The 11,501-nt window shown below is 61.7% G+C and carries 7 protein-coding genes and 1 tRNA gene; 5 read left to right on the top strand and 3 right to left on the bottom strand.

Annotated features, from left to right (window positions below):
* Positions 1–3: 3 nt before the first annotated feature.
* From fdhE to CXF97_RS20245, 4 genes are all read left to right on the top strand, one after another.
* Positions 4–930, top strand: coding sequence for a formate dehydrogenase accessory protein FdhE (gene fdhE / locus CXF97_RS20260; RefSeq protein WP_101160343.1), 927 nt, complete (start codon positions 4–6; stop codon positions 928–930).
* A gap of 305 nt (positions 931–1,235) precedes the next feature.
* Positions 1,236–2,648, top strand: coding sequence for an L-seryl-tRNA(Sec) selenium transferase (selA, locus tag CXF97_RS20255; RefSeq protein WP_101160340.1), 1,413 nt, complete (start codon positions 1,236–1,238; stop codon positions 2,646–2,648).
* Entirely contained in the window at positions 2,645–4,561 is a 1,917-nt protein-coding gene (gene selB / locus CXF97_RS20250; RefSeq protein WP_101160337.1) for a selenocysteine-specific translation elongation factor, read from the top strand. The genes selA and selB overlap by 4 nt, the downstream gene beginning before the upstream one ends.
* Positions 4,562–4,566: 5 nt before the next feature.
* Positions 4,567–4,662, top strand: a tRNA-Sec gene (locus tag CXF97_RS20245).
* Between the two features lie 739 nt (positions 4,663–5,401).
* On the opposite strand, the gene CXF97_RS20240 is transcribed toward CXF97_RS20245, so the two are convergent.
* The 3 genes from CXF97_RS20240 to CXF97_RS20225 form a co-directional block, all read right to left on the bottom strand.
* Positions 5,402–6,697, bottom strand: coding sequence for an OprD family porin (locus tag CXF97_RS20240; protein ID WP_101160335.1), 1,296 nt, complete (start codon positions 6,695–6,697; stop codon positions 5,402–5,404).
* A 93-nt stretch (positions 6,698–6,790) separates the two neighbouring features.
* Positions 6,791–7,978, bottom strand: coding sequence for an MFS transporter (locus CXF97_RS20235; protein ID WP_101160332.1), 1,188 nt, complete (start codon positions 7,976–7,978; stop codon positions 6,791–6,793).
* 322 nt (positions 7,979–8,300) lie between these two features.
* The gene (locus CXF97_RS20225) at positions 8,301–9,887 is read right to left on the bottom strand and encodes an ABC-F family ATPase (protein ID WP_016774693.1); all 1,587 of its coding nucleotides are present in this window, start codon (positions 9,885–9,887) and stop codon (positions 8,301–8,303) included.
* Between the two features lie 374 nt (positions 9,888–10,261).
* Between CXF97_RS20225 and CXF97_RS20220 the strand changes: the two genes are divergently transcribed.
* Positions 10,262–11,488: a zinc-dependent alcohol dehydrogenase gene (locus CXF97_RS20220; RefSeq protein WP_101160499.1), complete on the top strand. Its 1,227-nt coding sequence runs from the start codon at positions 10,262–10,264 to the stop codon at positions 11,486–11,488.
* Positions 11,489–11,501: the final 13 nt, after the last annotated feature.

Genomic DNA, 11,501 nt, shown 5'->3' with positions numbered 1-11,501 from the left:
CTTTTGCCAAGCATTCTGGAACCTGGGGAAATCGAAGCGGCGGCCAGTTCGCCGCCGTTTCTGTACCTGCCACCGCGTAACCTGTTTGCCCTGCGTGCCGAGCGCCTGGAGCGTCTGGCCGAGGGCAGTGGGCTGGCGGATTATCTGCGGCTGATCGCTGGTGTGTGCCGGGCGCAGCAACAGGTCTTCGACGATCCGCCGCTAACGGCAGCGTTCGATACGCAGCGCTTCGAAGCCTGTCAACAGCACGGTCTGCCGCCATTTGCGGCAGACACCTTGGTGCGTGAAGAGGTCTGGCAGCCATGGCTGGTGGCCTTGCTGCAGCGCTATGCGCCTGCGGATCAGCCAGCGGTCATCGACGCGCTGGACAGTCTGCGCGCCGCCCGTTCCGGTCAATTGCGCGCGTGGGCGGTGGCGCTGGTCAGCGGTCAGTATTCGCTGGTGCCGGCGGCGCTGGTGCCGTTTCTCGGCGCGGCGCTGCAAACCGCCTGGAGCCACTGGCTGCTCAGCGTGCCGCAGTTGCAACTCAAACCCGGCGACAGCCTCAGTCAATGCCCGGCCTGTGGTTCGCCGGCCATGGCCGGGGTGATCCGCCATCGCGGCAAGCACAACGGATTGCGTTATCTGGTGTGCTCACTGTGTGCCTGCGAATGGCATGTGGTGCGGGTCAAGTGCGTGTATTGCGAGCAGAGCAAGGGCCTTGAGTATCTCAGCCAGGAAGATGATCGGCACAGCGCCGAACAGGCGCCGCTGCGCGCCGAAGTCTGCCCGAGCTGTAACAGCTACTTGAAATTGCTGTATCTGGAGAACGATGCCGAGGCCGAGGCGCTGTCGGCGGACCTCGGCAGTTTGCTGCTGGACATGCGTCTGGCTCAGGATGGTTATCAGCGTCTGGCACCGAATCTGTTGCTGGCGCCGGGAGACGAATGAGCACAGCGTCTACACTGCTGGAGCACCCGTGGGAAGGGGCTTGCTCCCGAAGGGGCCTTTCCAGACACATCTTCTTTGGCTGACCCACCGCCTTCGCGAGCAAGCCCGCTCCCACCGGACTTCATCACTGCCGAAAAATGTGGGAGGGGGGCTTGCTCCCGAAGGGGCTGTTTCAGACCATCATCTTTAACTGACCTGCCACTTTCGCGAGCAGGCTCGCTCCCACAGTGCGTCTACACTGCTGAATACCTGTGGGAGGGGGCTTGCTCCCGAAGGGGCCTTTGCGGTCAAAACAGGAGTGTTTGATGTCTTCCAGCGTTGCCCTGCGGTTGCCGTCTATTGATGGGTTGTTGCGTCATCCGGCGTGCGCGCCGTTGGCCGAGCGTTACGGCCGGGATTCGTTGCTGACGGGACTGCGCCAGTTGCTCGATGAGCTGAGGCCTGGCGTGTTGAACGGGCAGTTGTCGGCCATTGAAATCGGCGCTGAAGTGCTCGCCGGGCGCGTCGGCGAGCGCTTGGCGCAACAGCAACGCAGCCAGGTACGCCGGGTATTCAATCTGACCGGCACGGTGCTGCACACCAATCTCGGCCGCGCGTTGTTGCCCGAAGAAGCCATCGAAGCGGTGCAAATGGCTGCACGTTATCCGCTGAATCTGGAATTCGATCTGGCCAGCGGCAAGCGCGGTGATCGCGACGACCTCATCGAGGGCATGATCCGCGAACTGACCGGCGCCGAAGCCGTGACCGTGGTCAACAACAATGCCGCTGCCGTGCTGCTGACCCTCAACAGCCTGGGCGCACGCAAGGAAGGCATCATCTCGCGCGGTGAGCTGATCGAGATCGGCGGCGCGTTCCGCATCCCCGACATCATGGCGCGTGCCGGCGTGCGCTTGCACGAAGTCGGCACCACCAACCGCACCCATGCCCGCGATTACGAGGCGGCGATCGGCCCGCGTAGCGGTTTGATCATGCGCGTGCATGCCAGCAACTACAGCATCGAGGGCTTCACCGCACGAGTGCCGACCGCTGCACTGGCCGAGTTGGCGCACACCCATGGCTTGCCGTTACTGGAGGATCTGGGTAGCGGCAGCCTGCTCGACCTGACCCGATGGGGGCTGCCGGCGGAACCGACGGTGCGCCAGGCATTGCTTGATGGCGCCGATATTGTCACCTTCAGCGGCGACAAATTGCTTGGAGGGCCGCAGGCCGGGTTGATTGTCGGGCGCAAAGAATTGATCGCGAAGATCAAGAAGAATCCGTTGAAACGCGCGCTGCGCGTCGACAAGTTGACCCTGGCCGCGCTGGAAGCGGTTCTTGGTTTGTACCGTGATCCGGACCGCCTCGCCGAGCGTCTGCCGAGCCTGCGCCTGCTGACCCGTTCGCAAACCGAGATTCATGCTCAGGCTGTGCGTTTGTCCCCTTTGCTTGCCGACGTGGTGGGGGAGGTCTGGCAGGTCAGCGCAGTCGAGGCCCTGGGCATGATCGGTAGCGGCAGCCAACCGGTGGCGCGTCTGCCGAGTGCAGCGCTGTGCTGTCGACCGCAGGTGTCCAAGCGTTGGCGCGGGCGCCATCTGCTCAATCTCGAAAAGGCGTTGCGCGGTCTGCCGGTTCCGGTGCTCGGGCGAATCGCCGACGACGCGCTGTGGCTGGATCTGCGTCAGCTCGACGATGAGCCGGCGTGGCTGGCGCAGTTGCCGCAATTGCAGGTCGACCCGTGATCGTTGGCACGGCGGGGCACATCGACCACGGCAAGACCTCGCTGCTGCAGGCGCTGACCGGGCAAACCGGCGACCGCCGGCCGCAGGAACGCGAACGCGGCATGACCATCGACCTCGGTTACCTCTACGCCGAACTGGCAGCGGGTGCCGGGCTGACCGGCTTCATCGACGTACCCGGTCACGAGAAATTCACCCACAACATGCTCGCCGGCGCGCAGGGCATCGATCTGGTGTTGCTGGTGGTTGCGGCCGACGACGGCGTCATGCCGCAGACCCGCGAGCACCTGGCAATCGTCCAATTGCTTGGCATTCCCCGCGCGTTGGTGGCGATCACCAAATGCGACCGGGCCGCAGCGGGCAGGGTGGAAGAGGTGCAGCGTCAGGTGCTGGATCTGCTTGCGCCCGGGCCGTTTGCTGATGCGCCGATCTTCACCGTTTCGAGCGTGAACGGGCAGGGCGTTGATGAGTTGCGCGCGGCCTTGCTGCAGGCGCAGAACGAGGTGCAGACGCGCAGTTTCGAAGGTGGATTTCGTCTGGCAATTGATCGGGCGTTCAGTGTGGCCGGGGCGGGGATTGTGGTCACCGGCACGGCGCTTTCGGGCACGGTTGCGGTCGGTGACAAGCTGGTTTTGGCGCCTGCCGGCAGAACGGTGCGCATTCGTGGACTGCACGCGCAGAACCAGGCTGCACAACAGGCCTGCGCCGGCCAGCGCGTGGCGTTGAACCTCAGCGCGGAGCGCCTGGAACTGGCGCAGATCCATCGAGGCCACTGGCTGCTGGCGGACTGGCTGCACGCACCGGCGCAGCGCGTTGACATCGACTTTCAGCTATTGCCCGGCGAACGCACCTTCGAACATTTTCACCCGGTCCACCTGCACCTCGGCACACAAGACGTCATCGCTCGCGTCGCTTTACTGCAAGGTTCGCGTCTGAGTCCCGGCGAGCGCATGTTCGCGCAACTGCTGACCAACGCACCGGTGCACGCGGTAAAAGGCGATCGGCTGATCCTGCGAGACTCCAGCGCCCAACGCACCCTTGGCGGCGGCGTCGTTCTCGACCCGTTCGCCCCGGCCCGCCAACGCCGCAGCCCGGAACGCCTCGCGCAATTGCAAACCCTCGCCCTCAGCGTCAGCCTCGAACAGGCCCTGCCAGCGCTGCTCAACCACAGCCCCGGCGGCCTCGCCCCGCAACGTCTCGAACGCCAGTTCAACCGCCCACGTGCGCAGTGGGCACTGGCAGCAAATATCCGCCTGATCGACACCCGCCAAGGCCCGCTGCTGTTTAATGTTCAGCGCTGGGGCCAGTTGAAATTCAACTTGCTCGAGCAACTGGCGCGATTCCACGAGCAGGAACCCGACCAGATGGGCCCGGACCGCGACCGGCTACGGCGCTTCAGCGCGTTGGCACTGGAACGGTCGACCTTCATCAGTCTGCTCGATGAGCTGCTCGACGCCGGTTCGATCCTCGCCAGCGGGCCCTGGCTGCACCTGCCCGATCATCAGGTGCGCCTGAACGTCGACGATGAAACCCTCTGGCTGGCTTTACAGCCATTGTTCGACCAGGCCGGTTTCGACCCCCCGTGGGTGCGCGACGCCGCGAAAATGCTCGGTGAAGATGACGCGAGCGTCCGCCTTCTGCTGCGCAAGCTCGCGCGGTTGGGCCTGGTGCACCAAGTGGTGCGCGACCTGTTCATCAGCGACATCGTCCTGCGGCAAATGGCAGCGCTGCTGCTGAAACTCGCTGAAGAAAATCCAGCGATCGAGGTGACAACCTTCCGTGATGCGCTAGGCTTGGGACGCAAACGTTGCATTCAGTATCTGGAGTACTTCGACCGACTCGGCCTGACCCGCCGCATCGGCGAATCTCGCCAGATCCGCCCCGACAACGCGCTGGCCAATGCCGACGCGCCCTGAATTGAGGAAGACAATCGCGCCCGGTGGCGCGGCCGGGCTTCAAACCCGGTTGGGGACGGCATCCGTTCCCGGGCAGGTTCGACTCCGGCTGTCTTCCGCCAGTTTTTTCCTCCGGCGCTTTCCGATTCCACATGGATCTGGCAGAGGTCGCAGAATTTGTGTCTGGCCCAGGTCAAGTGCGGGAGCGGCCTTGCTCGCGAAAGTGTCGGGTCAGCGACTCAGATGTAGGCTGACGCACAGCCTTCGCGAGCAAGCCCGCTCCCACAGGTATCTGGCAGAGGTCGCAGAATTTGTGTCCGACGCAGATCAAATGTGGGAGCGGGCTTGCTCGCGAAAGCGTCGGGTCAGCGACTCAGATGTGGGCTGACGCACAGCCTTCGCGAGCAAGCCCGCTCCCACAGGTATCTGGCAGAGGTCGCAGAACTTGTGTCTGGCCCAGGTCAAGTGCGGGAGCGGCCTTGCTCGCGAAAGTGTCGGGTCAGCGACTCAGATGTAGGCTGACGCACAGCCTTCGCGAGCAAGCCCGCTCCCACAGGTATCTGGCAGAGGTCGCAGAACTTGTGTCTGGCCCAGGTCAAGTGTGGGAGCGGGCTTGCTCGCGAGAGCGTCGGGTCAGCGACTCAGATGTAGGCTGACGCACAGCCTTCGCGAGCAAGCCCGCTCCCACAGGTATCTGGCAGAGGTCGCAGAATTTGTGTCCGACCCAGGTCAAGTGTGGGAGCGGGCTTGCTCGCGAAAGCGTCGGGTCAGCGACTCAGATGTAGGCTGACGCACAGCCTTCGCGAGCAAGCCCGCTCCCACAGTTGACATCCTTTTTTCAGTAACGGCTGAGCGGGTCATTCAGAAACCCAGCGGGTACTGGATGACCACGTAAATCCGGTCAATGTCATCGCCGGCCTGGGCTTCGTTGGCGCGGTGGGTGACGTGGGAGAGTTGCACCGACAAGTCTTTTGCGGCGCCGGACTGGACGACGTATTTCAAGTCGATGTCGCGTTCCCAATGCTTGCCGCCATCACCCTGTTGCGGTTGATAGCCGCCGCTGTCGGCGTCGAGCGGGTTGTACGCACCGCTCCTGGGCGCATGGCTGCCGTCGATGTGGCTGCCACGGACGTAGCGGGTCATGAAGTTCAGCCCGGGAAGGCCGAAGGCGCCGAGGTCGAGGTCGTAGCGGGCCTGCCATGAGCGTTCGTTGGCGCCGTTGAAGTCGGCGTATTTGATTGAGTTGGCCAGGTAGATCGAGTCGCCACCGACGAAATCGAACGGCGTGTCGCCATTGATGCGTTGCCAGCCAAGCATCACCGCGTAGGCGCCGAAGCTGTATTTACCGGAGAGGCTGAAGGCAGTGTTATCGATCTCGCCAGCCAATGCGCGGCCGGTGTCGCGGGTGTGGTAGAGGTTAGCGTCGAGCAGCACGCCGGACTGTTTGAAGTGCAGGTTGCCGTAGTACTGGTGCCAGGTGTCGCTCAACTCGGAGGCGTAGAGCGCGCCGCCGACCGGGTTGCTGCTGAACAGGTCGGCGCCGACGAAGCTGATCCCGCCCGCTTCGGTGCTGGCGCCGTAACCGTAGAAATCGTCTTTACCGGAGGAACTGTCCTGATTCTTGAACGCAGTAAAGTGCCCGCCAACCAGATTGACGTTTTCGAACTCGGTGCTGTTGAGCAGAAAGCCTGTAGCGTATTCCGGTTGCAGGCGTTTGTCGGACGTGTCGAAGACCGGGGTCTCCACAGTCATTTCGCCGAAGGTCAGGGTAGTGCGCGAGACTTTCAGCTTGAAGGCGCCGCCTGCGCTGGAATAGTCATCTTCGCTGCGGCCATCGCTGTCGACCGGTAGCAGGCCGGTACCTGAGTGGCCCTTGCCGCCGTCGAGTTTCAAACCGACGAAGGCGTGGGCGTCGATGCCAAAGCCGACCGTGCCTTTTGTGAAACCGGATGAGAAATTGCCGATAAGACCCTGGGCCCACTCCTGTTTGTAATTTTTCCCGGCAGGCGTTGGCGAGCGGTAATCGTTGTTCAGGTAAAAGTTGCGCAGCAGCACATCGCTTTTCGCATCGTCGAAAAAACCATCGGCGCAGGCGCTAGCGCTGAGGCTGCAGAACAGTGCAAGCAGGGTGAGGCGCGAGGGGGCGCAGTTGATCATGGTCAGAGCCGGCGGCAATTGGGATGGCGCTGATGATCGGTTGCTGCGAACAAAAAGGATTGGGTCGATGTGCTCAGTTAGCGGTGTCCAGAGTCAGGGCATCGCCCGGCGCTTGAGCAGCAAGGTCAGGCCCAGTCCGGTCACGGATAACAGTGCTGCGCTGAAAAAAATCCACGAATAGCCCAGATTCAATGCCACCGCGCCCATCAACGGCCCGGCAATCGCCAGGGCCAGATCGAAGAATACGGCATATGCCCCCAAGCCTGACCCGCGACTCGAACTCGGCACTTGCTTGATTGCTTCAACCCCCAGCGCCGGGTAAACCAACGACAGCCCGAAACCCGCCAGCCCTGCACCAATCAACGCATACGCGGTGGAAGGCGCCAGCCACAGCAGCACAAGGCCGACGGTTTCCACCGTCATGCAGACGATAGCCGAGGCAAACCCGCCAAAGCGGGCAATCGCCGAAATAAACAGCAGCCGCGACAGAATGAAGCACACGCCAAATACCGTCAGGCAGTACGCCGCGCCAGTCCAGCCTCGGTTGAGGTAATAAAGGGTGATGAACGTGGTCAGCGTGCCGTAGCCGATCGAGGCGAGTGTCAGGCTGGTGCCGTACGGCGCAATCTTGCCGAACACCGCCCAGAACGACAGGCGCTCGCCACGGATCACGGGCACCGAGGGCTTGTTGCGGATTAACCACAACGCACCTGCCGCCAACGCCGACAGCACGATGCCAAGACTGACAAAGCCGTATTCAGCGACCATCACCACGCCCAGCGGCGCGCCAATGGCAATCGCGCCGTAGGAGGCGATACCGTTCCAGCCGATGGATTTGGCCGTGTGCTCGACACCGACCTGGCCCATGCACCAACTGATGGTGCCGACGCCGATCAAGCCTTGGGCTATACCGAGCAGCAGGCGCCCGGCGATCAGGATCAACAGGCTGGTCAGCGCAAAGCTTTGCAGCAAGGTCGACAACAACGTCAGCGCGCCACTGAGCACAATCCCCCACAAGCCATAAATGATCGCCCGTTTGGTCCCAAGCGTGTCCGACATGCGCCCGGCCATTGGCCGGCTGAGCAGGGTGGCCAGATACTGCGAACCGATGACCAGGCCGGCAATGATCGCGCTGAAACCCAGTTGCTCGTGGACATAACCGGGCAACACGGCGATCGGCAAACCGATGCAGAGGAAGGCGATGAAAGTGTAGAAAACGATGGAGACGATCTGCAGGGTGATCGCCAGGGAGCTTTGTGGTGGCAGTGGCTGCGCAGACATGAGCACTCGTTCGCGGTCGGCGGTGGGAGAGTTGCCGACATCATGGCGCGGGGCTGAGATAAATGAAAGCAGGCTAACTACTTCACCTTAATGATCGTTCCCACGCTCTGCGTGGTAACGCCGCCATGGACGCTCCGCGTCTGTGGTTGGGACGCGGAGCGTCCCGGGCTGCATTCCCACGCGGAGCGTGGGAACGATCAACGTGCGAGCCTGCTCGCGAATATCTGCGCACCCACAATTCCCAAACGCCGAATGCAAAAAGCCCCGTCACATGGACAGGGCTTTCAACTTGCAGCTTGCCGCTTGAAACTCGCGGCTGTTCTTAGAAAACGACGCCCTGGCTACGCAGGTAGTCGTCATAAGTGCCGCTGAAGTCGGTCACGCCGTTCGGGCTCAGCTCGATGATGCGGGTGGCCAGGGACGATACGAACTCACGGTCGTGGCTGACGAAGATCAACGTGCCCGGGTAGTTTTCCAGCGCCAGGTTCAGCGCTTCGATCGATTCCATGTCCAGGTGGTTGGTCGGCTCGTCCATGATCAGCACGTTCGGCTTTTGCAGAATCAGCTTGCCGAACAGCATGCGACCTTGCTCACCACCGGAGATGACCTTGACCGACTTGAGGATCTCGTCGTTGGAGAACAGCATGCGGCCCAGGGTGCCACGAATCATCTGCTCGCCCTGAGTCCACTGACCCATCCAGTCGAACAGGGTGACGTCGTCTTCGAAGTCGTGGGCGTGGTCCTGAGCGTAGTAGCCCAGCTCAGCGGCATCGGTCCATTTCACGCTACCGGCGTCCGGGGTCAGTTCGTTCACCAGAGTGCGCAGCAAGGTGGTTTTGCCGATACCGTTCGGGCCGATGATCGCGACGCGCTCGCCCGCTTCAACCTGGAAGCTGAAATCCTTGAACAGTGGCTTGCCGTCGAAACCCTTGGCCATTTTCTCGACCATGACCGCCTGACGGTGCAGCTTTTTGTTCTGCTCGAAACGAATGAACGGGCTGACGCGGCTCGAAGGCTTGACCTCGGCCAGCTGGATCTTGTCGATCGCCTTGGCGCGGGAGGTGGCCTGCTTGGCTTTCGAGGCGTTGGCCGAGAAGCGGCTGACGAACGATTGCAGCTCGGAAATCTGCGCTTTCTTCTTGGCGTTGTCCGACAGCAGTTGCTCGCGGGACTGGGTCGCCACGGTCATGTATTCGTCGTAGTTGCCCGGGAACAGACGCAGCTCGCCGTAATCCAGGTCAGCCATGTGCGTGCACACGCTGTTCAAGAAGTGACGGTCGTGGGAGATGATGATCATCAGGCTGTTACGCTGAGTCAGGATGTTTTCCAGCCAGCGAATGGTGTTGATGTCCAGGTGGTTGGTCGGTTCGTCGAGCAACAACACTTCCGGATCGGAGAACAGTGCCTGCGCCAGCAGCACGCGCAGTTTCCAGCCTGGCGAGACTTCGCTCATCGGGCCGAAATGCTGCTCCAGCGGAATGCCCAGACCCAGCAACAGCTCGCCGGCGCGGGATTCGGCGGTGTAACCGTCCATCTCGGCGAATTCGGTTTCCAGCTCCGCAACAGCCATGCCGTCTTCTTCGGACATTTCTGCCAGCGAGTAGATGCGATCGCGCTCGGCCTTGACCTTCCACAGCTCTTCGTGACCCATGATCACGGTGTCGATCACGGTGAATTCTTCGTAGGCGAACTGATCCTGGCGCAGCTTACCCAGACGCACGTTCGGCTCGAGCATGACCTGACCGCCGGACGGATCGAGATCGCCGCCGAGGATTTTCATGAAGGTCGACTTGCCGCAACCGTTGGCACCGATCAGGCCGTAGCGATTGCCTGCGCCGAATTTGACCGAAACGTTTTCGAACAGCGGCTTGGCGCCAAACTGCATCGTGATGTTAGCTGTGGAGATCAATTACCTTACCTATCAATGGGTTAGAGCTGGTCTTTGGTGCCTGGTACAGATTTGAGTACCAATCCGGAGCTTTTCCAGCTCCCCCCAGTCTGTGCTTGAGTTGAGCCAACGCGCATAAGCCGACCGCAACTGGGGCCGTTGAAGGCAAGCTGCTGAGCGACGAGTACGGGGTTCTTGTTGGACATTGGCGCGCATTGTCGCATAACTCAGACGGCAGTTATATGGCAGGCAAACAGGCAGCTGCCTCGGCTGCTCAGACGGACGCGGAGTATCCGCTGATCAAAATCTCGAAAACCCGAATGAACTCACTCGGCCCTTTTCACTTCGGAAAGTGGAGCAGCAGCCATTTCATTCAATCGAGTGAGGATCAAGCCATGCGAGCAATGACCTACCACGGCGTCCATGATGTGCGTGTTGAAACCGTACCGGACCCGAAACTTGAAGCCGCCGACGATATCATCCTGCGGGTCACCGCCACCGCCATTTGCGGGTCGGACTTGCACCTGTATCGGGGCAAAATACCCACCGTCGAACACGGCGATATTTTCGGCCATGAGTTCATGGGCATCGTCGAAGAAACCGGACCCGCCGTCACCGCCGTGCAGCGCGGCGACCGTGTGGTGATTCCCTTCGTGATCGCCTGTGGCGATTGCTTCTTCTGTCAGCAAGAGCTTTACGCCGCTTGCGAGACGACCAACGAAGGCCCCGGCGCGGCGCTGAACAAGAAAATGATTCCGCCACCGGCAGCGCTGTTCGGCTATAGCCGTCTCTACGGCGGGATTCCCGGCGGCCAGGCGGAACTGGTACGCGTGCCGAAAGCCAACACCGGCCCGTTCAAGGTGCCGGGCACGCTCTCGGACGAAAAAGTGTTGTTTCTCTCCGACATCCTGCCCACCGCCTGGCAAGCTGTGATCAACGCTGGCGTCGTCCAGGGTTCGAGTCTGGCGATCTATGGCGCCGGGCCGGTCGGTTTGCTGACCGCTGCCTGCGCCCGAATGCTCGGCGCCGAGCAGATCTTTATGGTCGATCATCACCAGTACCGTCTCGATTATGCCCAGCGCACTTACGGGGTGATTCCAATCAACTTCGATGAGGACGATGACCCGGCCGACACCATCGTCAGCCAGACCGCGGGCCATCGTGGCGTCGATGCGGTGGTCGATGCCGTGGGCCTTGAAGCCAAGGGCAGCACCACCGAAACGGTGATGGCTACACTCAAGCTCGAAGGCAGCAGCGGTAAAGCCTTGCGCCAGTGCATTGCGGCCGTACGGCGCGGCGGTGTGGTCAGCGTTCCGGGCGTTTATGCCGGCTTCATCCATGGCTTCATGTTCGGTGATGCCTTTGACAAGGGGCTCACCTTCAAAATGGGCCAGACTCATGTGCAGCGCTTTCTGCCGGAGTTGCTCGGTTACATCGAGACCGGCAAGTTGCAGCCCGAAGCGATCATCACTCACAGGCTGTCGCTGGAGCAGGCCGCCGAAGGTTACAAGATCTTCAATAAAAAACAGGAAGAATGCCGCAAGGTGATTCTCACGCCGGGTGGCAGCGATGTGCCGCTGGCACAGCTGGATGAAACCACGCCGTTCGCACCGGCCACTTGAACCTGAGGAGTTT

Origin of the sequence: Pseudomonas sp. Choline-02u-1, assembly GCF_002836515.1 — a bacterium.
Classification (GTDB): Bacteria; Pseudomonadota; Gammaproteobacteria; order Pseudomonadales; family Pseudomonadaceae; genus Aquipseudomonas.
The sequence above is the reverse complement of the archived record's forward strand: the minus strand, read 5'-3'. Positions and strand labels throughout refer to the sequence as shown.

What these genes read in the sequence shown, in the direction of transcription:
- CXF97_RS20220 (WP_101160499.1), top strand. Translation starts at nt 10,262, where the DNA reads ATGCGAGCAATGACCTACCACGGCGTCCATGATGTGCGTGTTGAAACC.
- CXF97_RS20235 (WP_101160332.1), bottom strand. Translation starts at nt 7,978, where the DNA reads ATGTCTGCGCAGCCACTGCCACCACAAAGCTCCCTGGCGATCACCCTG.
- selA (WP_101160340.1), top strand. Translation starts at nt 1,236, where the DNA reads ATGTCTTCCAGCGTTGCCCTGCGGTTGCCGTCTATTGATGGGTTGTTG.
- CXF97_RS20240 (WP_101160335.1), bottom strand. Translation starts at nt 6,697, where the DNA reads ATGATCAACTGCGCCCCCTCGCGCCTCACCCTGCTTGCACTGTTCTGC.